The sequence below is a fragment of the Sphingobacterium puteale genome (assembly GCF_003627955.1).
Taxonomy (GTDB): domain Bacteria; phylum Bacteroidota; class Bacteroidia; order Sphingobacteriales; family Sphingobacteriaceae; genus Sphingobacterium; species Sphingobacterium puteale.
In genome coordinates, this window is sequence record NZ_RBWS01000010.1 from 124,941 (window position 1) to 150,836 (window position 25,896).

Consider the following 25,896-nt stretch of genomic DNA (forward strand, 5'->3'; position numbering starts at 1 on the left):
ATTTATAAAGGAGACAAACAATGAAAAATAATATAACTACTTTAATCTGTTGCTTACTTGCATTGCTCGCAAGTTGTAGCAAACAACAGACAGATTTCAGGGACTTATTGGGTGGTCATGAAATTGTGTATACCGGTCTAGTTGGTCAGGTGATCGAGAAGCCAGGAAATCTGCGGACAATATTGACCTGGAAAAAAAGTTCTGATCCAAGCATTGTCAAATATGTGATTTTTTATAATCAAAAAGATTCCGTAGTTGTTGACGTAACCGATAAAAAAGACAGTGTCTCGGCGACAATTACAAATTTGGAAGAAGCGGTATATACATTTACAATCTATTCTTATGATGCGAAAGGAAATAAATCGGTTCCGAAATTGTTAAATGCCAAAGTATATGGTCCCATTTATCAGGCGAGCCTGTTGAATCGACCTTATAATGGTGATGTTCCTTATGTGGCTTTTGATAATGGAAAGGTGGAACTTAATTTTAATAAGCCGGATACAGTAAATGTGACGACAAAAGTGAAATATACTACTACTGCGAATACAATCAAAGAGGTAGATCTTGCCCCAACAGATAGTATTTTGAATTTAAATGATTATAAACCAGGAACGGAGATTACGTATAGATCATTTTATAAACCTACAAGGAATGCAATAGATATTTTTAGCGCCACAGCCGATGCCGTTTTTCCCCAGGTTTATTTTAATATTTTATGTGATAAATCATTGTTCAGAGAGCTTTCGCTACCCAATGATGTCGGCACATTGGCGGAAAGTCCCCTTCGTAATCTGTGGGACGGTAGCGTAGGTCCGCAAGGATATCCGAATATATATCATAGTCAAGGCAATGTCCCTTTACCACATACCATTAGTTTCGATATGGGTAAGATATACAATAATCTCAGTATTTTAGAGGAGACAGGGCGAAATTGCTGCCATAATCCGGATCAATTTGAGGTCTGGGGAATAGCAGATATTAGTAACGCAGCAACTACTTTGCCCGCCAACGATGCAGGTTGGAAGGATGAAGCGATACGGAAAGGATGGACGCTGTTATTGGATGCCGTCAGAACCGATGATGGAAGCGCTGCCAAAAAGTTTGAACTGATCAAAAATCCGCCACCAGTTAGGTATATTAGAATTCGGGTCAAACATAATGCGAACGGTGATACAAATCAGAGTAATATGAGTGAACTCAGTTTTTGGAATGGACAGTAATAGTATAAAAAAGTGGTGCTATGCTAGGTATTTCCATATGTAAAAACGATATCAAAACGAATCAATCAAATTAAACCGATGAAATATTTTTTTGGAATATTACTCTTATTGGCGGCTTCGATGACTTTGTCAGGACAGACGCTTCAAATAAAGAAGAATAGAGTTACATTTAATTATAATAAAGCGAAAGGTACCTATAGTATTGGATCGGAAAGGCAGCTTTTTATTAATCAGGCGGTGTCCTACGTGCGACTTGCTAATGGACAAAAAATTAGTACTGATAAACTGAAAGGAACCCGCAGCGTCACAGAAAAGCCTATTCAGGACAATTTGGGCAAAGGCATACAGTATACCATTTCGGTTAAAACTCAACAGGGCATTACATTGCTGCAGCATTTTTATTTCTACGACACTATAGATGGTGTCATCCTTGAACTGGAAGTTAGGGGTAAAAATATAGCCAGTAATGAACTTGTGCCGATCTGGTCAAATGCGTCGGTTGCCGGCCTGGGAAAATCCTTGTACCAGCTGGCTGTTCCTTTTGATAACGATACGTTTATTTCGTATGAAAACAATGCCCTTGCAAGGAATAGTAAGCGCAGTGCCGAAGTCGGTGTTGTATACGATAAGGATAGCGGAAAAGGTCTCTTGATTGGTTCATTGGATCAATCCGTCTGGAAATCGGGTATCGCGATCGAAGGAGATCAGGGGCAATATACCCACCTGGCAGCACAAGCCGGATTTACAGATGTAAATATCACACGGGATTCCATGGCGCACGGGACGGTGAAGGGTGATGTCATTCGCTCCCCAAAATACCTCGTGTCTTACGACAAGGATTGGCGCATTGGGCTCGAAAACTATGCTAAAACCCACCGGAAGCTATCACCGGCTTATGTGAAATCTTGGCAAGGTGCCACACCTGTCGGCTGGAACAGCTGGGGAGTGATACAGGAAAAACTTAATTTTCAGAATGCCACGGGCACGGCAGACTATTTCGCAAAAGATATTCCTTATTTCCGGAACGCAGATGGCGAGGCTTTTATAGATCTTGACTCTTTTTGGGATAATATGACGCCCGGAGGTATGTCAGGCGACTACACGCAGCTGAAGCAATTTGTTCGCTATTGTGATTCTTTGGGCCTCAAGCCCGGCGTCTATTGGGCTCCTTTTACAGACTGGGGGCATGGAAGTGGGCCCGACCGCAAGGCGGAGGGAAGCCAGTTTACCTTTGGCCAGCTTTGGACCAAAACCCAAAAAGGCTACCACAATTTAGATGGTGGTCGGGCTCTTGATCCGACGCATCCCGGTACTTTGGCCCGTATGGATGTGATCCTGGGGAAATTGGTCGACTGTGGCTTCCGGATGATCAAGGTCGATTTCCTTTCTCACGCAGCAATCGAATCCACAGGTTTTTACGACAAGAAAATTCAGACCGGTATGCAAGCTTATGCTGTGGGTATGAAACATCTCGTTGACGTACTCCAAGATAAAATGTTGATCTACGCGGCAATTTCGCCGTCCCTGGCAACTGCCCAATTTGCACACATGCGCAGAATAGCCTGCGACGCCTGGAAAACCATCGACCAAACTCAATATACGCTAAACAGTGTTAGTTACGGCTGGTGGCAAACTTATCTTTATGATTTTATCGATGCCGACCACCTGGTCTTTCACGATGAAAGCCCTGAGGTCAATAAGGCAAGATTGCTTTCCGGTGTTGTAACGGGGACCATTATCCTCGGCGATGACCTGTCTAAAAAAGAAAACTGGCAGCCTAAGATGAATCAATATCTGCAGGATCCCGAAATTTTAAAGATCATAGCCGACGGTAAAAGCTTCCGCCCGGCAGGATTTGTAGAAGGAAAAGCCGCAAATACGTATTATTACAAAAAAATTGGAACAACGCTGTATGTGGCCGTATTTAATTACAATACAGCCCCGGCAGCAATAAATATTGATTTTAAACAGATTGGCCTAGTGCCAAATACAACCTATAAGGCGGTGGAACTGTTTGAAAAAACAGCGCAGGATTTTACTGCTGAAAATCCCATTGCCTTTGAGCAAGCAGGAGCAAAATTGTTTAAGATTGCTCTTTAGTTAATAATATTATATGAAGATAAGCAAAGAAGAACAGTTTAAGGCGTTGATCGATCGGATCAAAAGATTGGAAGCTTTAAATGGGCTTTCGAAACATGAATGTATTGTGCAGGGCGTGTTGGATGCCATTGATGCGAATGAACTGGAGGTGCACGCGAGTTTACCTTCTGTCAATAACTTGATCCAATACCTGGGCTATGCACGCGAAACCTTCGCTAAGGCGTACCGTGATCTGATTGCCCACGGAGTCGTGGAATCGAAAAACAGAAAGGGATATTTTGTGGTGAGCAACAATACGCAGATGAAACAAAAAGTTGCGGTCCTGCTGTATGCATACGATACCTTTCAGGACACCTTGGTGAATGAACTACGGACCAACCTGCCGGAGGAAGTAACGGTGGATCTCTTTTTCCATCACAACAATATGGAAACTTTTGAAGATATTTTTAATCGTATCCAGGGACGATATACGGTATATATTGTTGCTCCGATTGAAAATAAAGATTCCGAAATGCTGCTGCGTTCCATTCCGGCATCCAAATTATTGATTATTGACCGTTTGATGGATCTTGGCGATGATTATTCCTATGTGTCCCAGGAATTTGAGGCAGCCACTTATGCCGTTTTTCAGGAACTTTATCCAAAGATCAAAAAGTATAAAGAAGTGATCTTCTATTTTAGGGAAAATACAGCCGAACCCAATGAAATCAAAAATGCTTTCTTACGCTTTCTGAAAGACTATAAAGTAAAAGGACGTATCGAAAAGCAATACCATGTGGGGGATCTAAAAAAGGGAAAACTGTATTTTACCATTCATAATCCGGAGCTCTATCAGATGCTGAAAGAGGTGCTACAAAAAGGCTGGACCCTCGGGCAGGATCTGGGAATTCTCTCGCACAACGATGATGTCATCAAAGAGATTATCAGCGGCGGTATTACCACCTTTTCGACAAGTTTTGCACGGATCGGATCGGAAGCAGCCAAGTTTGTGCTCGAAAGAACGTTGATTAAGGAAGTGGTGCCGACAACATTGGCAGATCGTGGCTCTGTCTAAAATAGGGAAGTTTATAAGATGATAGTTTTTAGTTTTTGTCTTTTTACCGGTTTGGTCGCTTTGGGATCCTTATGGAAGTTTAAAACCAACTATTCCAATACCTTAAATGGCTTTTTCCTTGCCGGAAAGAGCAATAGTTTTTGGATGGTAGGCTCGGCTTTGCTATTGACCAACCTGAGCGCCAACCAGTTTATTGGTGAAAATGAATCGGTCTATATCAACAACCTGTCGGTCATCGGCTGGGGGGTGAGTTCGGTAGTCGCGATGCTCCTGGTTTCGGAATTTCTACTGCCTATTTATTTTAAGCATGGTTTTCGGACGGTTCCGGATTTCTTGGCACTACGATTTGACACCAAAACAAAGATGTTGGTATCTATCCTGATTCTGATCGGATACATCGTTAACTTATTGCCACCGGTATTGTACGGTGGTGCGCTAAGCCTGGCCACAATGTTTGATGTGCCCGGGCTGCTGCACATCAGTTATTGGCAGAGTATCTGGATGTTGGTCTGGGCCCTCGGGATCATCGGGAGCTTATACAGCATATTGGGTGGATTGAAGCTGATTTCCCTGTCTGACCTGGGCTTGGGGTTCTGTCTGTTTCTGCTCGCCCTGCTGATTCCGGTTTTTGCCTTTTGGTATTTGGGGAATGGCGACATCTGGACGGGGGTAATCCAGTTATTTCACGACAAGAAAGAACATCTCAATGCCGTCGGTGGAAAGCATGATGCGGTTCCATTTTCGACCTTATTTACCGGCATGCTGCTGATCAATTTCTATTACTGGGGGATGGAACCCTATATTGCACAACAGGCATTAAGCGCCAAAAATCTAAAGGAAGCACAGAAAGGAATGACTTTGGCTGCGGGGGGCAAACTCCTGATGCCGCTATTAATCAATTTGCCTGGTCTTCTGGCCGTACACTTATTGCCGCATGTGCAGCCTACAGCTTCTGTTTTTCCGAAACTCATTGTCCTGATCTTTCCGGATGTATTGATTGGATTTTCCTTGGCACTGGTCTTTGGTGCGGCAATGACTACCTATACTGCTGGCCTTCAGAGCTGTGGCAGCTTATTTGTTTTTAATATTTATAAACCTTACCTGGAACGTAGAAACAGAACGCTCAGTGAAAGGGAGCTGGTCAAAAAAGGAAAACTGTTCGAATTGATCATCTCTATCTCGGCCATGTTTATTGCACCTTTTATCCTCTTTGCCCATGACGGATTTTATACGTACCTCCAAACCGTATCGGGGCTGTTCAATATGCCCATTTTCACCATTATGATCTTGGGGATTCTATCGCGCCGTGTGACGCCAAGGATGGCACAAATCGGCCTGTTCATGTACATGGTCAGCTACTTCGTTCTGGTGTTTGTCTGGAAGACAGAGCTACACTATCTGCACTTGTTCGCGCTATTGTTTATCGCTGTAGCACTGGTCATCTGGGGGGGAAGTAAACTGAGCCAGCCAAACTATCTCTCGGAGTATCAGTTTGAGTTTTCGGGCCAGGACAAGGGCACCTATTGGAAAGGAAGGTATCGGATTGGCACCTTTCTCATCCTATTGATGATTGTCATCTATTTTGTTTTTTCACCATTGGGCATCGCTCAATAAATTGTATAAGTCGCTATGTTAATACACAGAAAAATTAAATGCCTCATCTTTATATGCTTGACCCTATGTTCGGCCACATCGTATGCACAACGCTATTACCTCTGGGATAATAAGCCCGCAACGGATTGGATGACCGAAGCGTACCCTATCGGAAATGGACGAATTGGCGCGATGATCTTCGCGGGCGTAAATCATGAACATATTCAATTTAATGAAAATAGCCTATGGACAGGTGATGAACAGGAAACAGGTGCCTATCAGGCTTTTGGTGATCTTTTTGTTCGCTTTGACTCCGACGTTAATAAATCCTTTACCGCCTATAGCCGGAAATTAAATTTGGATAAGGGCCTGCATGAAATAGCCTATCAGCAGGATGGACAGCAAATCAACCGTCGATATTTTGCGAGTCAGCCCGATCAGGTCATGGTATTTGACTATGCAAACAGTAAAAAAGGGAAATTCAATGCCCAGATCGCACTTCGGGATGCACATGGGCAGGCGGTGCAGGTAGAAGATGGTCGTCTATGGTTTCAGGGAACGCTCGACAATGGCATGCGGTATGCCGCACAGGTACGCGTGCAGGTCGTCGGCGGGTCTCTTTCCAAAACGACAGATGAAAAAGGACAGGCTGTCCTTACCGTAAAATCTGCCGATCGCCTTGTTCTGCTGCTGAGTGCCGCAACAGATTATGCCAATACACGGGCGACCAACTGGAAGTCGGCCGAAGAACCGATGAAGGTCAATGAACGTTATCTGCAGCAAGCGGAAAAATATGGTGTAAATAAGCTGCTGGAACGGCACGTTGCAGATTATACAGCGCTGTTTAACCGCGTGGCGCTTGATCTCGACCATAGCCAGCTGGACGCCAAGCAAACAACAAAAGCGCTGTTGGAGGCGTATAAAAAACAGCCGATCCCGGCTCTGGAAGCATTGGTATACCAATATGGACGTTATCTGCTGATCAGTTCCTCGCGGAAGGGCGGTTTGCCTGCAAACCTGCAGGGACTCTGGAACAACAGTAACAATCCACCATGGCGCTCAGATTACCATTCCAATATCAATGTACAGATGAACTATTGGCCTGCAGAAGTCGCTAATCTACCTGAATCGGCCTGGCCTTACCTCGATTATATCAATAGCATGCGTGAGGTGAAAAAAATAAATACACAGAAGGAATTTCCGGGAGTAAGGGGCTGGACCGTAAAGACCGAAAATAATATCTTCGGTGGCGAGAGCTTTCTCTGGAACACCCCCGGAAGTGCCTGGTATGCTCAGGCGCTGTGGGAGCATTATGCCTTTAACAGGGACAAGAAATACCTACGCGAATTTGCATACCCGATTTTAAAAGAAATAAGCGAGTTTTGGGATGATCGTCTGGTTCGAAGAGCAGACGGAACTGTGGTGGCGCCAAAGGGCTGGTCGCCGGAACATGGCCCCACAGAGGATGCCGTGAGCTACGACCACCAGATTATTTACGATCTCTTTAGCAACTACATCCAGGCGAGTGCAATTTTAAATATAGACGCCGATTACCATAATCGTATCACGGCACTTCGCGCTGCGCTGCTCAAACCCAAAATCGGTAAATGGGGACAGTTGCAGGAGTGGGAAACGGATCGTGATGATCCGCAGGACAAGCACCGCCATGTCTCGCATCTGTTTGGTCTGTATCCAGGTAACCAATTCTCTGTTTTAAAAACACCGGAACTGGCCAAAGCTGCACGAGTTACCCTCACCGCGCGTGGCGACGAATCCACCGGTTGGTCCATGGCCTGGAAGGTGGCTTTTTGGGCCCGCTTGCAGGATGGGAATCACGCCTATAAAATCTTGACTAATTTCATTAACCTCGTTGGCGGCGATGGTATTGATTACAACAATGGTGGTGGCGTTTACGCCAACTTGCTCTGTGCGCATCCACCTTTTCAGATAGATGGCAACCTGGGTTATGTGGCTGCGGTGAGTGAAATGTTGCTGCAGTCGCAAACGGATGTGCTGGAATTACTTCCTGCACTGCCTGATCGCTGGTCGGCCGGAACAGTGAAAGGACTCAAAGCCCGGGGCAATGTACACATCGACAAGATGGAATGGAGCAACAGCAGCATTAGACAGCTTATTCTTTCATCGCCGCAGGATCAAACGATTCAGGTATTAAGCCCTTCCCAATTGGCAGGTCTAAGCCCAGAGCAGGAAATCAATGGTAAATACCTTTATAAGATTCAATTGAAAGCAAACAAAATAGTCAAGTTCGTTAACAAATCCTAAATCTATTTATATATGCCAACCCATCACTTTAAACATGTTGTACTCGGGCTTTTGATGACCCAGGGGCTTGTCCATCTGGAGATCCAGGCGCAGTCCAAACAGATTCCTATTGAAACCAGATCGAATGCCCTGGTGTTGGAGTACGATTCCACGAAAACACTGAAAATGCGCTATTACGGTGAAAAATTGAATGATGCTAAAGAGTACTCGACCATTGCAAGCGGTTATAGACAATTGACAGATTATAGTGGCCTCTCCGACGCGGCGTATACTCCCTCAGGTTCAAAAAACCTATTGGAACCGGCCATCAGTGTTGTTCATTCCGATGGCAACCGCTCCCTGGACCTGCGCTATGAAAAACATGAGGTGAAAAACCTGGATGCTAATGTCAAACAGCTTGATATCACCTTAAAAGACCCGGTATACGATATTTATGTCGTTTTACACTATAAATCGTTTTTGAATGAGGACGTCATTGAGCAGTGGGCAACCATCCAAAATAAGGAAAAGAAAGTCGTCACGCTGGAAAAATTTGCTTCGGCCAATCTGACCCTGCGCTCCAATGCGTATTGGCTACGGCAGTACCATGGCGACTGGGCAAAAGAAATGCAAGTAGAGGAGGCGCCCTTGACTCATGGCATTAAAGTGCTGGACAGTAAACTCGGAACACGCGCGAATTTATTCCAGCCACCTTCCTTTATGGTGTCTCTGGGCAAGGCGGCATCCGAAGATGAAGGAACAGTACTGATGGCAAGCCTTGGGTATAGTGGAAATTTTAAGGTGGATTTTGAAGTGGACTACCTCAATAACCTGCGTATCATTGCCGGAATAAATAACTATGCTTCCAATGTAAAATTAGCCAGCAACCAGGACTTTACAACACCCAAATTGATCTATACTTTATCGACGAAAGGAAAAGGCACCGCCTCCCGAAATCTGCACAATTGGGCCCGTAAATATCAGCTGCTGGATGGAAATGGCGAACGCCTGACTTTACTCAACAATTGGGAGGCGACCTACTTTGATTTTAATGAACAAAAATTAAAAGGTTTGCTCCAGGATACCAAAAAACTAGGGGTAGATCTGTTTTTATTGGATGATGGCTGGTTTGGAAATAAATATCCGCGTAACAGCGATCACTCCAGTCTGGGAGATTGGCAACCGAACCGGACAAAATTGCCCAATGGTATCGCTACACTCGTGGAAGAAGCGACCAAACAGGGCGTTAAATTCGGTATCTGGGTAGAACCCGAAATGGTTAGCCCCAAATCCGAACTCTACGAACAACATCCGGATTGGGTCGTCAAACAGCCACAGCGGGAAGAACATTACTTCCGCAATCAGTTGGTCCTGGATCTGACAAATCCCAAGGTGCAGGATTTTGTATTCCAGATCCTCGACGACCTGTTTACCAAAAATCCGGCATTAGCCTATATCAAGTGGGACTGTAATGCGGTCATTTACAATGCGCATTCGGCATTTCTAAAAGACCAGGGCGCTTTCTATGTTTCGTATGTGGAAGGTCTTTATAAAGTCCTGGAGCGCATTCGTTCGAAGTATCCGAAAGTGCCGATGATGTTATGTTCGGGCGGTGGTGGTCGCGTGGACTATGCGGCACTTCGGTACTTTACCGAATTTTGGCCTTCGGACAATACAGACCCTCTGGAACGTATTTTTATGCAGTACGAGTATTCGTACTTTTTCCCGGCAATCAGCACCTCCAACCATGTGACAGACTGGGGAAAACAGTCCCTCAAATTCCGTACGGATGTAGCGATGATGGGTAAACTGGGTTTTGATATCGTGGTGAGCCACCTGAAAGAACAGGATCTCTTATTCTGCCAGCAGGCGGTAAAGGATTACGACGCGCTTAAAGGAACAATATGGCACGGGGAGCAGTATCGTCTGGCCGATCCACGTGAAGGTGACTTTGCCGCCCTCAGCTACGTGAATAGCCAAAAAACCGAGGCTGTCATCTTCAACTACCTGGTCAATAACCGCTATGGTATCGGAACAACCGATCCTATTCGTTTAAAAGGACTGGATGCCCAAAAGCAATACCGGGTGGAGGAGATCAACCTGTATCCGGGAACCAAGTCGAGCTTAGGCCAGGGACAAACCTATTCGGGCGACTACCTGATGAAAGTTGGCGTAAATCCAGACTTGAATAGCAACCGTCCCAGTGTTTTATTAAAAATATCGGCACGCTAAAAAATATCGGTGGCACATCCGAAGCTCCGACGCTAACAGCCCGGACTTCGGATGCGCCAAATGTATAAACTCAATTGAGCAACAAACTCAAAAATCATGATAAAACCTAAACAGTATAAACGGACTTTGTTGGCGCTGCTACTCAGCGTTGCAAGTGGATTTTCTGCCCTACAGGCCAAAGTACAGCTGCCGGCTTTTATTGGCGACAATATGGTGCTGCAGCAAAAAGAAAAGGTCAAGATCTGGGGATCCAGTACCGCAGTCGGCAAGGAACTTAGCGTAAACACCAGCTGGAACAACAAGAACTACCAAGTTGAGGTCGATCAGCAGGGAGGCTGGCAAGTCTATCTGGAGACCCCGAAATACGGTGGACCCTACCAGATTACCATCAACGATGGTGATCAATTGATCCTCAAAAATATCCTGATCGGCGAAGTCTGGTTTTGTTCAGGACAGTCAAATATGGAAATGCCCCTGGCGGGCTGGGGTAAGATCAATAACTTTGAGCAGGAAATCAAAGCAGCCAACTTTCCCAATATTCGTATTTTGCAGATACCAAAAGCAACGGCCAATCAACCTACCACAGCAGTGAAGGTGGAGTCTGGTGGATGGAATCCGGTGACGCCACAAAGTATTCCGGAGTTTTCGGCGACGGCCTATTTTTTTGCACGTGAGATCTACGAGAAAACAGGCATTCCCATTGGCCTGATCCATTCCTCCTGGGGAGGAACAATCATTGAAGCCTGGATGAGCCGGGAGGCACTTACACCTTTTTCAACCTATACGGCGGCCATTGATAAAATCCAGCGCCCGGATGCGCAGGAAATCTATGCGAAAGACCTGGCCGAATGGAATCGCGTCGCCGAACAGCAGGATCAGGTGAAGACAGCAACGCAGGGCGAGTGGTTTGCCCCACAATTGGATAAAAGCAGCTGGTCTACGATTACAATTCCGAGCTTTTTTGACAAGAACCTGTTTCCGGGAATGGATGGTGTCGTTTATTTTGGCAAAGACGTTGAACTACCGGCACATTGGCAGGGTAAACCGATCAAGTTGGTTTTGGGAGCGATTGATGACAACGACATCACTTATGTCAATGGTACAAAAGTGGGTGAAACTGTCGGTTACGACCAGATTCGGAAGTATACTGTTCCTGCAACGGCCAACAACGGCAGCCGATTGCATATCGCCGTTCGCGTATTTGATGGAGCCGGCGATGGCGGAATATATGGTGGTACAGAACAACCGCGACTGGAAGGGCCAAATGGCGAACAGCTATCTCTGGTTGGAGACTGGAAATGCAAAGTAGGTTATGATCTGGCGAAGCTGCCCGCAAAACCGAATGCGATGGAGGGGCCCAACAGACCTACTGTGCTCTACAATGCCATGGTCAAACCTTTTGTGGATTTTAAAATAAAAGGCGCCATTTGGTACCAGGGTGAAAGTAACGCGGATTCAAAAGACGCTCCCTATGAGCAACTGCTGCCCGCACTGATTCAGGACTGGCGCCAGCAGTGGAACAATGAAAAGATGCCTTTTTATTTTGTTCAGCTGGCCAACTTTAAGGCGAAAAGTGTAACACCGCAGCCTTCTTCCTGGGCGAGATTACGGGAAGCACAGCGCCAAACACTCAAATTGCCTTATACAGGTATGGCAGTCATTGCTGATATCGGCGATGCACTGGATATCCATCCGAAAAACAAACAGGATGTCGGTAGAAGGCTTGGCTGGATTGCAACAGCGCAGCTTTATGGGAAAAAGATCCCTTATTCGGGACCTGTTCTTGAGCATTGGACGACAAAAGCTGCGGAAATGGAACTTAGCTTTAACCCCATGGGCAAAAAGCTTGTGCTGAAAGGAGCGGATAACCGCAACGGTAGTTTCACAATTGCTGGAGCCGATCAGGTCTTTTATCCCGCAGAAGTCAAACAGGTCGGAAATAAGCTGATCGTATCCGCCAAAGAAGTACCGTCACCCGTTGCAGTGCGCTACGGCTGGGCCGATAACCCGGATCTGACTTTATACAACGAAGCCGGGATACCCGGATCTCCCTTCCGAACCGATGACTGGACAAAAAATTAAAACCACATGAATAGATCATCAAAAATAAATCTTCGGAAAGGTAAGTTACTCTGTACGCTTGTGGTTTTCTTTTTTTCGGGAAACTTATTTGGGCAAGTGCTGGGGGGCAAACTTTGGTATCGGCAGCCGGCAAAACAATGGGAGGAGACCTTACCCCTGGGCAATGGAAAAATTGGCATGATGCCCGATGGTGGATTGAAGAATGACCATATTGTGCTCAATGATATCACCCTATGGTCGGGAAGCCCTCAGGATGCCAATAATTATGAGGCCAGCAGGTATTTGGATAGTATTCGAAATCTGATAAAAAGCGGGAAAAACGACCTTGCCCAGCGGCTGATAGACCAGCATTTTATCTGCAAAGGCCCGGGATCGGGCGGCAAGCAATGGGGCTGTTATCAAGTGCTCGGCAATCTGATGCTTGCCTTTGACGGACAAACGGATCTCTCCGCAGTGCAGAACTATCGCCGGGAACTGGACCTCGATAAGGCGATAGCGAAAACAAGCTATGAGCTCAAAGGCGTCAGGTATAGCCGCGAATATTGGACTAGCTTTGCTGATGACCTGGGCGTTATTCATTTACAGAGCAGCAAAAAAGGCCAGCTAAGCCTGGAAATCAAGATTGACCGTCCCGAAAGGGCAACTGCCAGGACCGAGGATGGCGAGCTTGTTTTAGTCGGACAATTGGACAATGGCGTGGACGGTAAAGGAATGCAGTTTAAAACACGTGTCCGCGCGCAGATAAAAGGCGGGAAACAGCTGGTAAAAGGACAATCTATTGTTATTCAACAGGCTGACGAAGTGCTGATTTACGTGGCAACAGATACTGATTTTAAAGGTAAGGATTTTGAGCGTACGACAGCTGAAACGCTAACAAAGGCGTTGAAAAAATCCTATAGCCGGCAGTATGCCGAACATCTACGAAACTATTTGGCAAAGTTCAACCGTTTGTCGCTCCGATTGGGGCAGTCGAAAGATGACTTACCGACCGATGAGCGTTTGGTGGCCTTTGGTAAAGAACCGGATCAGGATCCAGGGCTGGCAGCGCTATTCTATCAGTATGGTCGTTACCTGAGTATCAGCAGTACGCGCTTAGGCTTGCTACCACCAAACTTACAGGGCTTATGGGCAAATCAGATTCAGACACCCTGGAATGGGGACTACCACCTGGATATCAATGTGCAGATGAACCATTGGCACCTCGGGGCGGCCAATCTGGGCGAGCTCAATGAACCCTTGGTGGGGCTTGTGGAAGGCCTTATGGCCCCGGGGGCAAAAACCGCGAAAGCGTATTATAATGCACCGGGCTGGGTAGCCCATGTGATCACCAATGTATGGGGCTATACCGAACCTGGAGAATCTGCTTCCTGGGGAATTGCCAATGCGGGCTCGGGCTGGCTCTGCAATAACCTTTGGGAACATTACCTCTATACCGAAGATATAGACTATCTACGGCGGATATACCCGATTCTCTACGGAGCAGCACAGTTTTACTCCAGTGCCCTGACCGAACACCCAACGAAGGGCTGGTTGTTGACTTCGCCCTCTGTATCTCCCGAAAATTCCTTCAAGCTCCCCAATGGGCAGCAGGCAAATGTTACCATGGGACCAACGATAGATAATCAGATCGTACGTGAATTGTTTGGAAATATCATTCATGCGGCGGGATTATTGGGCAAACAATCGGACCCTTTTTTAACGAAGGTTGCGGCGCAGCTTAAACGCTTAGCTCCGGCGGTACAGATCGCCAAAGATGGCCGCATCATGGAATGGATCGAAGATTATGAAGAGGCGGATCCGCAGCATCGGCATATCTCGCATCTGTACGGTTTGTATCCAGGCTATCTGATCCGTTATGATGAACATCCGGACTGGCAGCTTGCCGCTAAAAAAAGCCTAGATGTACGGGGGGATGATGGACCGAGCTGGGCCATTGCCCATAAACTACTCTTTTGGACCAGATTACATGAAGGCGAGCGGGCTTATAAATTATTTCGGCAACTCATGACCCCACGTGTCGATACACATATCAATTATGGCGCCGGTGGTGGTGTTTACGCCAATTTGTTAACAGCAGGCCCCCCATTTCAGATCGATGGTAATTTTGGTGGAGCAGCTGGTATTGCCGAGATGCTGGTGCAGTCCCATCAGGATACGGTGTATCTTCTACCGGCGGTGCCTCAGGCCTGGAAAAAAGAAGGCCGGGTGAGGGGCATGCGCATCAAGGGAAATCACACATTAGATATGGAATGGAAAGATGGTAAGATACTGAACTATCAGATTTATTCAGCCAAATCACAACAACTTAACGTATGTATAGATCATAACTGGATCGCCTATCGTACAAAAGAAAAATAACAAAACATAGCGTCCTCAACCGAATTGGATCATGCAATTTTTTGCATGATAGGGGATACTTTGTGCCAAAAATTTCAAGATAAAAGCACCTTATAAACAAAAAAAGTAAATATGAAAACAGAAAAGACAAGACAATGGCCTTTGATCAAGGGCCTGTCCTTCGGTCCTGAGGCCAGTATTATGGCACTCTGTCTTTCGATAGCTGTACCCTACACGGGCTCCGCTGCATCAATAAGGAAAACAGACCGTCGTTTGGCCCCAACAGAAAAAGTTCCTTCCACAGTCGCGGATGTAATACGTCAACAGCGTACAATAAAAGGAAAAGTGCTGGATAATACAGGGCGCCCGCTACCTGGTGTGACAGTACGGGTCAAAAATACAACGCTGGAAACACAAACGGATCAGGAGGGTCAATTCGAGCTCAGGCTGATAGATGGAACTGTCGTACTGACGTTCTCTTCGCTGGGATTTGAAAGCCGGGAAATGGCTGTTGCTGCCAATGAGGGAAATGTGAATGTGCAGCTGAACGACGCTTCGTCGAGTTTGGAAGAGGTCGTTGTCGTCGGTTACGGTACACAAAAGAAAGTAAACCTAACCGGTGCCGTGGCTACAATGAGTGGCAAAGATATGATCAAACGGCCCGTTGTCAATACAGCTTCCATGCTGCAGGGGGCAGTGCCAGGTGTTCAGATCAATCAAGGCTCGGGAGAACCGGGCAATGAAGGCGTATCCATCCGCATTCGGGGTAAAGGCACCTTTAGCGGTGCCGGATCGGATCCCCTGGTGCTCATCGATGGTGTACAGGGAAAATTCTCCGACGTCAATCCCAATGATATCGAAAATGTAAGCGTGCTGAAAGATGCAGCCTCCGCAGCAATCTACGGCTCGCGTGCAGCCAATGGCGTTATTCTGATCACGACAAAACAAGGGAAATCGGGAAAAACAACCGTTCAGTATGACGGAAATGTGGGTATCTATAAGCCCACGAAAATGTTTGATCTGATCACCAATTCGGCACAGTACATGGAACTGTACAACGAAGCGCGTAAGAATTCCAACCTCAACGATGGCCTATACCCCGCTGACGTGATCGCCGCCTATCGCAACAGCAACGATCCTATAAAATATCCAAATACGGACTGGCTGGGACTTATTTTCCAAACGAAACCGACGTATACCCATAACCTCGGCATCCAGGGCGGAAACGAAAAGACAACTTTTAATGTTGGCTTGGGCTACGTCAATCAGGATGGAATGATCAAAGGTTTCAACTACGACCGTTATTCCGCCCGCCTCAATCTGACGACCAAAATCTCGGAAGGTATAAAATTCGGGACAAATATTTTGCTCAAGACAGGACATACCGAATCTATTCCGGGGGGATCCAAAGACCTCTTCCTGTCGGCCATGTCGCAGGCACCAACTTATGGCCCATTTTTGCCGGATGGTAGCGGACGGTATACTTACAAAGCTTACGACTGGGAGTACAACAATAAAAACCCTATGGCGGTATTGGACCGGAAATTCACCTACAATACCGATGACTATGCGGCCAATTTGCAGGCTTGGATGGAGGTACAGCTGTTTAAGGGGCTTTCCTGGTATACCAAAGGTGCCTATAATTTCAATATGGACAAGTACAAGGATTATAAATCAACGTTGGATGAATATTATTACCATACGGGCACGCTCGGAACAACATTGGATCTTGGAAAGGGGCTTACGGATCAGGATCAGCAAACGATATACACCAATTTATTTACTTACCTGAACTATGATCGCGCGTTTGGCGCACACCACCTCAAAGCGCAGGCTGGATATAGTATTGAAAAAAGTAAGTATACTTACCTCCAGGGCTTCAGACAGAATTTTGTCGACGATACGCTAACAGAATTAAATGCCGGGGGATCGGATATTCAACGGGCAAACGGGACAGCCAACCAATGGGCGCTAATCTCGTATTTCGGCCGGTTGAACTATGATTATCAAGGGAAATACCTCTTGGAAGCCAATATGCGTTACGATGGTAGTTCCAAGTTTTACGGTAAAAACCGTTGGGCAGCCTTTCCTTCTTTCTCTGCAGGCTGGCGCGTATCGGAAGAATCGTTTGTCAAGGAATTCGCTTCCGGTTGGTTGGATAATTTGAAGATCCGTGGATCTTGGGGCCAACTTGGAAATCAGAATGTAGTGGATGTGAATGGCTATTCCTTAAATTATCCATACCAGCCTGTATTGGGACTTACCGGTAATTATTCATTTGATAACAATAGCCTGCAATCGGGGGTGGCACAGCAAAGACTGACCAACCCACTGATCAAATGGGAAACAACGACCATGACAGATGTCGGGGTAGATTTAAGCCTGTTCAAAAATTTGGATATTACTTTCGACTGGTATAAGAAACGGACAACCGATATCCTACGCCCGTCGCAGATCACGGCAATCGTCGGATTGGGCGCCCCAAATATCAATGACGGTATCGTTGAAAATAAAGGTGTTGAATTGGGAATTACTTATCGTAATCAGATTACTACTGGAGCATTGGAAGGTTTGCGCTATCAACTGGGTGCAAATCTCGACCGTTTCAAAAACAAGCTAGTGAAATTTGGCGAACCGGAAATTGGGGGCTATACAATCAAAAAAAATGGCTACGCCATGGATAGCTTCTATACCTACGAGGTGGTCGGTATCTTTCAATCGGAGGCTGAAGTGAGCAGCTCACCAAAACAGTTTAACGACAATACTCTGCCAGGCGATCTGAAGTATCGGGATGTCAATGGTGACGGAAAAATAGATGCCAACGACAGAACAATGATAGCCGGTGTGGATCCAAAGCTGAACTATAGTTTTAATCTAAGTGCTAGTTTTAAGGGCTTTGACTTTTCGGCCCTATTACAAGGCGTATATGGCGTCAAATCCTATGTTTCGGGCTGGGGCGTAACCCCATTTGTACAAGGTAGCCCGCCGACAAAAGACTGGTTAGACCGTTGGACTCCTGAAAATCCTTCGACAACGATGCCCCGTATTTATTGGGGTTGGAGTGCTCCGGAGAAATTCAGCCGGGCTTCCAGCTATTTTATACAGGATGCTTCGTATTTCAGGTTGAAAAATCTCGTGTTAGGATATACTTTACCTGATGGGTTATTAAAAAAATATAAAATTGATCGCTTGCGGGTTTATTTTTCGGGTGATAACCTCCTTACTGCGACCAAATTTAAGGGCTTGGACCCTGAACGCTATGGAAATGGTGATCTGGTACAGTATCCACAAAACAAGATTTATTCATTTGGTGTACAAGTTAACTTTTAAGTGCTATGAAAAAGAAATTTATAACAGCGTTGATGCTATCCGGCCTATTTTTGGGTTCATGTAACAGTGCCTTGGACCTCAACCCTTTGGATCAGATCGCTTCGGACAACTATTTTGGCAAGAAAACGGATTTTGATAATGCCTTGGCCGGTGTATATGCCTCGTTGCAGAGTGAAGCTTTCTCTTATGGGATGCCTTTTCGGGATTGTCTGACCGACAATGGTTACAATCAGTTCAATTCAGGTAGCGTTAATGAAATCGTCGGTGGGAACTTAAATCCGACCACAGGGGGCTACGAAACCGGTATTTATAACGATGCTTATGTAGGTATAGGACGTGCCAATCGCCTGATCGAAAAGCTTCAGGGCTATAACGGCTCGGATATGAACGATGCAGAGAAGAAAAATATGGAAGCCGAAGCCCGCTTTATCCGTGCTTTTGTGTATTTCCAATTGTACAGTATCTATGGTGAAGTGCCACTTGTGCTGACTCCCCTCAGTTTGGAGAATCAACGTCAGCCAAAGGAAAGTGCGGAGAATATTCTAAAACAGATTCGGGCCGATCTGGATTTCGGGATCGCCAACTTAGCGGCTAAACCTTATTTCAACAATGGGGGACATGCGACTTCAAGTTCAGCAAAAGCCTTGAAAGCACGGGTTTTATTATTTGCGGCTTATGGCGACAAAGGGGTACCCGATTTAGCAATTTTGAAAGAGGTAAAAGACTTATGCACCGATGTCATGAAAGAGTATACCTTGAGTACAGCTTTTGAAAATGTCTTTCGCGACGCAACACAGAAGAACAATCCCGAGATTATCTTTTCGGTCAATTTTCTGGCACCGAATAATACAGCCCCCTGGGACATGTACCTAGGCGATTGGATAGCAGCTTCGCCGTTGCAAAACCTCGTGGATACCTATGAATGCAAAGATGGCCTGCCTTATGGTGAATCTCCGCTGACGGACCGGGCCAATCCGTTTAAAGATCGGGATCCGCGGTTGAGCAAAACAATTTTTGTGGACCATCCCGACTTTGGCGGCGGTAAGATCCATACACCGTCCAATCCGCGGCCTACGGGTTATGGGGTGCTGAAATTCCTGGATCCGGCCAACTTACCTTTTGGCTTTTCAACATTGAGTCAACAGGATGCGGTTGTACTGCGTTTTGCGGAGGTGCTATTGATGTATGCCGAAGCACAAAATGAAATCGCCGGGCCAGATCCATCGGTGTACGATGCCATGAATACCCTGAGGAGCCGCGTTCAGATGCCCGGGTTTCCTGCCGGTTATACCAAGGAAAAAATGCGCGAACGTATCCGCCACGAAAGAAGGGTAGAACTTGCTTTCGAAGGGCTGCGGCATTACGATCTGATTCGTTGGCATATCGCGGGTGAAGTACTCAATGCGGTCAAAGACAGTAAAGTGCCCTATCATTTTGAAGACAAATTTTACCGCTGGCCGCTGCCACAAACAGAAATTGAGAAAAGCGCAGGTGTGTTAATTCAGAATCCAAACTATAAGTAATAAGATTATAGCCTTCTTTAGATCGGCAATTTCCTAAACCAATCACAGCAGCGCGCACGAAGTCCATTCGATGCGCGCTATTTTTTGTGCTATAACGCTTACTGTAAAGGAATCAAGACGTTCTGTTCCAAACGTACTGGCACCTGCTTTACCGAGGTAAAACCGTCTTCCTTGGAAATGATGTTGGAAAGATCCAGTCCTCTTTTGGAGAACGTACTGATCAAAGCTGTTCTAAAGGTAGCTTTCGATGATCCCCAGCCTTGACCCAAAATGGTGTCATTGTTGAGCTGTATCAGTTCGTCCGTAGAATAGTAGCTGAATTTTTCCAGTAAGTGTTGGTAAAGATTTGTTGTAGTAGCCATACAATTTAAAAATTTAAAGGATTAAACCATAAACTGTATCCAGATCTTGTTGGGAAAATAATCGTTCTGCGACGTTTATTTTGGTCGAAACCCGTATTAATTTACCACCGCGGTGCCTACACTCGGTTGGTATTGCATCATGCAATTCTGAATACTCTACAAATATAGTAGATTATTTTTATAATAAAAAATATTTTTCTTTCTAACTGCAAATTAGGGATAGCAACAGCTATGAGGAGATCAAAAAGCAGGGGCGGGCTGTTGGCTGTGATTTGGTTATGAAGTGGATAACTGGACGAGAAATTTATCATGTTACTGTAATCTCATTGAAAATACTTTAAAAAACAGAGATAAGACAATACTTTTGCGCCATGAATAGAATTGCGGAAATTAACGAATACATTGCTGCCGAACGCGAGGTATTATTGCAACACCCCCTGTATCGTAAGATCAAAACGATCAAGAATCTACGTTCGTTTACAGAAGGGCATGTGTATGCCGTATGGGATTTTATGTCTTTACTAAAAGCTTTACAGATTAAATTGACCTGTACGACTTTACCTTGGTTTGCGAGCGAGCATCCATCGACACGCTATCTGATCAACGAAATTGTATTAGCGGAAGAATCTGACGAATATATTGATGGTCGCCGTTTGAGCCATTTTGAAATGTATCTGGACGCAATGAGTGAAATGGGAGCAGATCTGCATCTGATCAATAAGTTTATCGTGCACGCCAAGAAATCCAAAAGTATTTTTGATGCCATTGCATTGACAACACTGGACAAAAGGATCAAAGATTTTCTGAATTTTACTTTTGAATTGATTGAAGAAGGGGAGGTACATAAAATTGCGGCTGCTTTTACATTTGGCCGTGAGGACCTTATTCCGGGTATGTTTACTTCTATTTTGCAGGAGCTGAAAACTAACTTCCCTGAATCTAGCTTGGATAATTTTATCTATTATTTCCAACGTCATATTGATCTGGACGGTGATGAGCATGGCCCTTTGGCCATGCAGATGATCTCCGATCTGGCCAAAGAGGATGACGAGAAGTGGGAAGAAATGAAAATAGTGAGTAAAGAGGCGCTTCAAAAGCGCATTGAACTCTGGAATGCAATAGAAGATTCCCTATAGGGAATCTTCTATTGTTTGGAATCTTTGTAAAAAGAACTTAACGGATAATTTTACAGAAAACTATTCCGACAGCGAAGTTTTTAAGGCACGGGTAAAAGCGCTTATAAATTGTGGGTCCAAGGTGTTGGAAAAGGTATTCATATTCCCTAAGCTGACAATGAGTGCCGGTATTTTTGCTCCCCGTAAAATCGCATGACTGTGGCTTTCAACGGGTTTCTGCGTGCTCAATCCTTGATTTTTTAAATTTTGTGTGAGACGGAATGCGAACTCCCGACTTTGATCCTGTATCTTCGGAAGTTCAACGGCTTTTGGATAAAATAAGCCGATTGGCAGCTTTGTGTTTGAAGGATCAACATCGAAATGAATGGAAACCAAGGCATCGCCGGTAAATGCTGCACGGTCTTTGAGCATCATAAATTCGTCTTTCGAATGGGTCAATACAACCTGAAAACCTTCTTTTTCAAGTTCATTTTGAATCATTTTACAAGCCTGTAAAGTGAGATCTTTCTCTTTGAGGCCTTTGCTGTTGGTGGCACCATTATCTTTGCCGCCATGTCCCGGATCGAGAACAATAGTCTTTACGCTGTTTTTAACAGCATTGAGAGCAGTGATTTTTTCTTTCGTGGGATTAATAAAAGAGAAAGAGACAATTAACACGAATATACAGGGAACAAGCAGCAGATACTGATAACCTTTCGTGCGCGGCGATAGATTTCGCATCAACCTGTCGATGCGTTCTACCAATTCATTTTGGTTTTTTAAAATTCTACTTTGCATATAATCTATTTGTTGATGTTGTTGTGTCAGATTCAGCAAGAAGCTCGCATAATCGGTCTTTCCATAGCATTCTCCCACTGCACGGTCGACCTGAAATTCATGTAGACGATGCAGTTCTTTCCGGACCCAATAAATGGCCGGGTTTATCCAGAAGAAGCAGCACATTAGTTCGATGTAGAATTTGTCCCAGGCATGTCCTTTTCGAATATGCTGAGCCTCGTGGGCAAAGATGAGCTGGCCTTCATAACTTTTAAGTGCGTTTTTATCCATAACGATGTAATGAAAGATCGAACAATTATTGAAGCGATTAAACGGCGGGATCACTTTAATTCCCTGATGCTCCTGAAAATCCATCTTCTTTAAAAAGTATGCGAGGGTTAAGCTGCGATAAACTAATCGTATCAGAAAGAAGATTGCGATTAGTAGGTAAGCATAAGTGAGTATTTTTTTTAACTCCATCCGGTCCCATAGGTTGAGCTGTTCTTCGGGTTCGATCGACAAGGGGGCGTTGGAATTGTGTAACTGCTCTTGAAACGCTATCTCCTGATTTAACTTTGTTTTGGGATCGTTTAAATCGACATAATCGGTCTTAAATTTAAGACAGGGAACCAGGGTACAAAAGCTAACCAGTGCAATAAGCAAAAATCTGTTCCAACGGAAAAATGAAAGCTGCCGAAAAGCCAAGATAAAGAGCAAGACTAAAATAAGCAAACTGACATTGGCCTCTATACCATAGGAAAACAGGTTATTCATCTTTTTTATTTTTATTGATAATTTCCTTGATTTTCTCGATGTCAGTTTCGCTGATCTGTTGTTCCTTGACAATGAACGAAACCAAGTTTTCGACAGAATCATCAAAATATTTGTTCATCACACGCGAAAAGAAAAACTTTCGGTACTGCATCTTGGAGATCAGTGGATAATATTGATAGGTCTTCCCATAGGCATTGAATCCTACATATCCTTTTTTCTCTAAAATCCGTACAATGGATGATATGGTATTATAGGGCGTCGTTTGTGTTGGATCGATATATTCAATAATATCTTTGACAAAGGCCTGCTTTAATTTCCATATAGCATGCATAACCTCTTCTTCTTTTTTTGTTAATTCTTCCATAGTTTAAAGCTATAACTTATTTTTCAGTTTATCAACTTATTTTTCAGTTTTAAAACTGAAAAATAAGTTGATAAACTGTAATAAATTGATTTTCAATGATTTTATTTTGTCTTTAATAGGTTTTAGTACCGTCAGTGCGGTTACGGAAACATTTTTGGAAATCTTAATTTCATTTTTTCAATAAATAGTCGGCCATCGCCTGATAAGCAGGCAGGGAATACGCATCGTTGGCTGAATTGGATGCCAGGGGATGAGAGGATTTTTGGCAGATTTTGCTCTTTTATTGATAATTGATTGAAAAATGTCTTTTTTTCGTAACATATTGGCATTTGTGAAGAAATGCATTTTCCAATTAGTATCTAAGTTTGCAACGCAAAAAATAACAGAAAGACATTGAACTTTTTTTCGTCGCATTGGACCAAAGCAATATGCACTATCGCAGTGCTCCTATGCTTGGTTTTAGGAACGCGGGCCCAGGACTCGCTACGTATCTCGCTTGCTGATCTGATCAGTAAATCGCTGCAAAACAGTAAGTATATTGAACAGTCACATCTGCAGTTGGAGGAAAAGGGGATAGCCTTACGGCAGCAACGGATGGAATTACTGCCGAAAATCAGTGTCAGGGCCTCTGCGAGTTATGCGAGCAACATGCCTGTCTACGATCGGGGGATATTTGCCAAACCATCCCAACACGATGTGATCCATTACCTGTATGATACCGGACTCGATTTCTACCTGAACCTCTACAACGGCCATCGGGATCTGATGAAAATCGAATCAAAAAAGCTCGAAATGGAACTGGCCAATATTGATTGGAAAAGCGCTACGGCGCAGATTAAGCTGGAGATATGTAACTTGTTTCTGGATCTGGATTTAGCCTATCGCAACAAATTTCTCATTGAGCAGGATATCAAAGATCAGCGTACACAATTGAAAGAGATCGAAACTCGTTACACCGCAGGGGTTGTATTACATAGTGACGTGTTACGGATTTCTCTTGAATTGTCCAAGCGCGAATTGCTCTTGGTACAGATCACAAATGATATCAGGGCAATTAACCAAAAATTACAGCTGATCGCCGATATACACCAGGAAATTGTTCCGATGTGTGGCACGATGGAAAGCCATCCGCTGAACTATCCGGAACTTGTGGCCATTGCGAGACAGGAAGCTTTTGTACTGTTAAAATCCGAACAGGAAGTTGCGTTAAAAAAACTGAGCGTCAAACAGGCCAAATCAAATTATCTGCCTGAAATGGGGCTGACCAATACATTTACTTTTGCCAATCCGCAGGTATTTTTATATCCGTATAATGCGAGCTGGTATAACTTAAATATAGTGGGGCTTAAATTGAATATCCCGATATCCGCCCTGTACCTCAATAAAAATATTGTTCGGGGAGCTCAGGTTGCTTTGAAGCGGGAAGAGGTCAAACACCACCATGAAGAGGAAGCTGTGGAAAATGAACTGTTACAGGCCTACTTGGATTATAACCTCGCACTGGAACAACGGGAGGTCTGCCAAAAAAATCTGGCCCTGGCCAAGGAAAATGCCCGTATTATAAAAAATAGGTATTTCAAGTCTTCGGCATTGATCACCGATCTGTTGGATGCAGATATGCAATGCCTCAAGACAAACTTTGAGCTGGAATCCGCCCGGATTGCGATACAGAAACACTATTATTTTATTGAATTTTTGAAGGGTACGATCTAATGAAACCTAAATCAGGCCGGTCAATGACCGATGTACAATTGACCCGCATCACCAATGGGTTTGCCGGGATTGCTTTGTTGGCACTTTTACTATGGGGCGGAAGGATACTCTGGCTGCGTATCCGGTATACTTATACCAATGATGCACAAGTGACCCAGTATATTAATCCCATCATCTCCCGAGTGGGAGGTTACATTATTTCGGTTCATTATAAAGACCATCAATCGGTCAGGCGTGGTGATACCTTGCTGCTGATTGACAATCGGGAATATAAATATGAAGCTGATCAGGCTTCAGCTTCGATAAACAAAGAAAATGCGGAAATCAGTGTGCTGGGCAGTCAAAAAGAAATATTGCAGGCCGAACATGAATCATTGGAACAATCCATTGCAGCGGCTGAAGCGCGGGTGACGAAACAGCAACTTGAATACGACCGCTACAAGTTTCTGTTTGATGAAAAATCTGCTACGGCACAGCAATTAGAGGATATAAAAGCCACACTGGAGGTGTACAAAAGTGAATTCGCCGCATTACAGCATAAGCTGGAAGCCTCAAAAGATCGGGTGAATGATGTTGATGTGAAAAAAGGGGTAATCAATGCGGAGAAAGCACGCTTGTCAGCTGCTGCAAACCGAAAGCATCTTGATGTGGGATATACCGTAATCCGGGCTCCCTATGATGGTCGGGTAGGGAAACGTAGCATTGAAAAAGGACAGATGGTAAATCCGGGCGAAGTGCTGGGATTTATTGTCAATGCAGAGACACCAACTTGGGTGACAGCCAACTTTAAAGAAACGCAATTGCGTTATCTCAACCTTGGCGGGCGTGTAGAGGTTGTTGCGGATGCCTACCCGGATGAAACATTCTATGGAAAGATAATTTCTATTTCCCCTGCAACAGGTTCCTCTTTTTCGCTACTCCCGCCGGACAATGCAACGGGCAATTTTGTGAAAATCGTACAGCGCGTTCCCGTTCGTATTGAACTGGATAGGGGCAAGGGAGCCAAAAAATTACTCTCAGGAATGAATGTCAATGTTTCGGTCTCAAAAAATCAATAA

At 44.8% G+C, this 25,896-nt stretch carries 16 protein-coding genes and 1 riboswitch; of the genes, 13 read left to right on the forward strand and 3 right to left on the reverse strand.

Going from position 1 to position 25,896, the window contains the following annotated elements:
* The first annotated feature begins 20 nt into the window (after positions 1–20).
* The 10 genes from D7322_RS14510 to D7322_RS14555 all read left to right on the forward strand — a co-directional run bounded on the left by D7322_RS14510 (position 21) and on the right by D7322_RS14555 (position 19,733).
* Entirely contained in the window at positions 21–1,220 is a 1,200-nt protein-coding gene (locus D7322_RS14510) for a DUF4998 domain-containing protein (protein ID WP_121125005.1), read from the forward strand.
* A gap of 78 nt (positions 1,221–1,298) precedes the next feature.
* Entirely contained in the window at positions 1,299–3,320 is a 2,022-nt protein-coding gene (locus D7322_RS14515) for an alpha-amylase family protein (protein ID WP_121125006.1), read from the forward strand.
* 13 nt (positions 3,321–3,333) lie between these two features.
* A complete protein-coding gene (locus D7322_RS14520) occupies positions 3,334–4,374 on the forward strand; it encodes a GntR family transcriptional regulator (protein WP_121125007.1) in 1,041 nt (346 codons plus the stop codon).
* 18 nt (positions 4,375–4,392) lie between these two features.
* A complete protein-coding gene (locus D7322_RS14525) occupies positions 4,393–5,988 on the forward strand; it encodes a solute:sodium symporter family transporter (RefSeq protein ID WP_121125008.1) in 1,596 nt (531 codons plus the stop codon).
* A gap of 15 nt (positions 5,989–6,003) precedes the next feature.
* Positions 6,004–8,250 (forward strand): glycoside hydrolase family 95 protein, encoded by a 2,247-nt coding sequence (locus D7322_RS14530; protein WP_121125009.1) that lies wholly within the window; start codon positions 6,004–6,006, stop codon positions 8,248–8,250.
* Positions 8,251–8,262: 12 nt separating this feature from the next.
* Positions 8,263–10,461 (forward strand): alpha-galactosidase, encoded by a 2,199-nt coding sequence (locus D7322_RS14535; RefSeq protein ID WP_121125010.1) that lies wholly within the window; start codon positions 8,263–8,265, stop codon positions 10,459–10,461.
* Between the two features lie 96 nt (positions 10,462–10,557).
* Positions 10,558–12,543 carry a sialate O-acetylesterase gene (locus D7322_RS14540; RefSeq protein ID WP_121125011.1) on the forward strand — a complete coding sequence of 662 codons (1,986 nt, stop codon included), beginning with the start codon at positions 10,558–10,560 and terminating at the stop codon, positions 12,541–12,543.
* A gap of 6 nt (positions 12,544–12,549) precedes the next feature.
* A complete protein-coding gene (locus D7322_RS14545; protein WP_121125012.1) occupies positions 12,550–14,901 on the forward strand; it encodes a glycoside hydrolase family 95 protein in 2,352 nt (783 codons plus the stop codon).
* A 111-nt stretch (positions 14,902–15,012) separates the two neighbouring features.
* The gene (locus tag D7322_RS14550; RefSeq protein ID WP_220700080.1) at positions 15,013–18,210 is read left to right on the forward strand and encodes a SusC/RagA family TonB-linked outer membrane protein; all 3,198 of its coding nucleotides are present in this window, start codon (positions 15,013–15,015) and stop codon (positions 18,208–18,210) included.
* A 5-nt stretch (positions 18,211–18,215) separates the two neighbouring features.
* Positions 18,216–19,733, forward strand: a complete 1,518-nt coding sequence (locus tag D7322_RS14555) for a RagB/SusD family nutrient uptake outer membrane protein (RefSeq protein ID WP_121125013.1) — start codon at positions 18,216–18,218, stop codon at positions 19,731–19,733.
* Between the two features lie 98 nt (positions 19,734–19,831).
* Here the strand turns inward: D7322_RS14555 and D7322_RS14560 are convergent, their stop codons facing one another.
* Positions 19,832–20,095, reverse strand: coding sequence for a 5-oxoprolinase (locus D7322_RS14560; protein ID WP_121125014.1), 264 nt, complete (start codon positions 20,093–20,095; stop codon positions 19,832–19,834).
* Positions 20,096–20,161: 66 nt separating this feature from the next.
* Positions 20,162–20,255, reverse strand: a riboswitch (SAM-I-IV-variant riboswitch).
* Between the two features lie 211 nt (positions 20,256–20,466).
* On the opposite strand from D7322_RS14560, the gene D7322_RS14565 reads away from it, so the two are divergent.
* On the forward strand, positions 20,467–21,231 hold the full coding sequence (locus D7322_RS14565; protein WP_121125015.1) for a DUF3050 domain-containing protein: 765 nt from the start codon (positions 20,467–20,469) through the stop codon (positions 21,229–21,231).
* 60 nt (positions 21,232–21,291) lie between these two features.
* Here the strand turns inward: D7322_RS14565 and D7322_RS14570 are convergent, their stop codons facing one another.
* Together D7322_RS14570 and D7322_RS14575 are read right to left on the reverse strand one after the other, a co-directional pair.
* Positions 21,292–22,761, reverse strand: a complete 1,470-nt coding sequence (locus tag D7322_RS14570; RefSeq protein ID WP_183078710.1) for an N-acetylmuramoyl-L-alanine amidase — start codon at positions 22,759–22,761, stop codon at positions 21,292–21,294.
* Positions 22,754–23,125 (reverse strand): BlaI/MecI/CopY family transcriptional regulator, encoded by a 372-nt coding sequence (locus D7322_RS14575; RefSeq protein WP_121125017.1) that lies wholly within the window; start codon positions 23,123–23,125, stop codon positions 22,754–22,756. Before D7322_RS14575 ends, D7322_RS14570 begins: the two co-directional genes overlap by 8 nt.
* 393 nt (positions 23,126–23,518) lie before the next feature.
* On the opposite strand from D7322_RS14575, the gene D7322_RS14585 reads away from it, so the two are divergent.
* Together D7322_RS14585 and D7322_RS14590 are read left to right on the forward strand one after the other, a co-directional pair.
* Entirely contained in the window at positions 23,519–24,838 is a 1,320-nt protein-coding gene (locus tag D7322_RS14585) for a TolC family protein (protein WP_121125019.1), read from the forward strand.
* A complete protein-coding gene (locus D7322_RS14590) occupies positions 24,838–25,896 on the forward strand; it encodes an HlyD family secretion protein (RefSeq protein WP_121125020.1) in 1,059 nt (352 codons plus the stop codon). The genes D7322_RS14585 and D7322_RS14590 overlap by 1 nt, the downstream gene beginning before the upstream one ends.

What these genes read in the sequence shown, in the direction of transcription:
- D7322_RS14565 (WP_121125015.1), top strand. Translation starts at nt 20,467, where the DNA reads ATGAATAGAATTGCGGAAATTAACGAATACATTGCTGCCGAACGCGAG.
- D7322_RS14535 (WP_121125010.1), top strand. Translation starts at nt 8,263, where the DNA reads ATGCCAACCCATCACTTTAAACATGTTGTACTCGGGCTTTTGATGACC.
- D7322_RS14545 (WP_121125012.1), top strand. Translation starts at nt 12,550, where the DNA reads ATGAATAGATCATCAAAAATAAATCTTCGGAAAGGTAAGTTACTCTGT.
- D7322_RS14540 (WP_121125011.1), top strand. Translation starts at nt 10,558, where the DNA reads ATGATAAAACCTAAACAGTATAAACGGACTTTGTTGGCGCTGCTACTC.
- D7322_RS14530 (WP_121125009.1), top strand. Translation starts at nt 6,004, where the DNA reads ATGTTAATACACAGAAAAATTAAATGCCTCATCTTTATATGCTTGACC.
- D7322_RS14570 (WP_183078710.1), bottom strand. Translation starts at nt 22,761, where the DNA reads ATGAATAACCTGTTTTCCTATGGTATAGAGGCCAATGTCAGTTTGCTT.
- D7322_RS14550 (WP_220700080.1), top strand. Translation starts at nt 15,013, where the DNA reads ATGAAAACAGAAAAGACAAGACAATGGCCTTTGATCAAGGGCCTGTCC.
- D7322_RS14560 (WP_121125014.1), bottom strand. Translation starts at nt 20,095, where the DNA reads ATGGCTACTACAACAAATCTTTACCAACACTTACTGGAAAAATTCAGC.
- D7322_RS14590 (WP_121125020.1), top strand. Translation starts at nt 24,838, where the DNA reads ATGAAACCTAAATCAGGCCGGTCAATGACCGATGTACAATTGACCCGC.
- D7322_RS14575 (WP_121125017.1), bottom strand. Translation starts at nt 23,125, where the DNA reads ATGGAAGAATTAACAAAAAAAGAAGAAGAGGTTATGCATGCTATATGG.
- D7322_RS14515 (WP_121125006.1), top strand. Translation starts at nt 1,299, where the DNA reads ATGAAATATTTTTTTGGAATATTACTCTTATTGGCGGCTTCGATGACT.
- D7322_RS14510 (WP_121125005.1), top strand. Translation starts at nt 21, where the DNA reads ATGAAAAATAATATAACTACTTTAATCTGTTGCTTACTTGCATTGCTC.
- D7322_RS14525 (WP_121125008.1), top strand. Translation starts at nt 4,393, where the DNA reads ATGATAGTTTTTAGTTTTTGTCTTTTTACCGGTTTGGTCGCTTTGGGA.
- D7322_RS14520 (WP_121125007.1), top strand. Translation starts at nt 3,334, where the DNA reads ATGAAGATAAGCAAAGAAGAACAGTTTAAGGCGTTGATCGATCGGATC.
- D7322_RS14555 (WP_121125013.1), top strand. Translation starts at nt 18,216, where the DNA reads ATGAAAAAGAAATTTATAACAGCGTTGATGCTATCCGGCCTATTTTTG.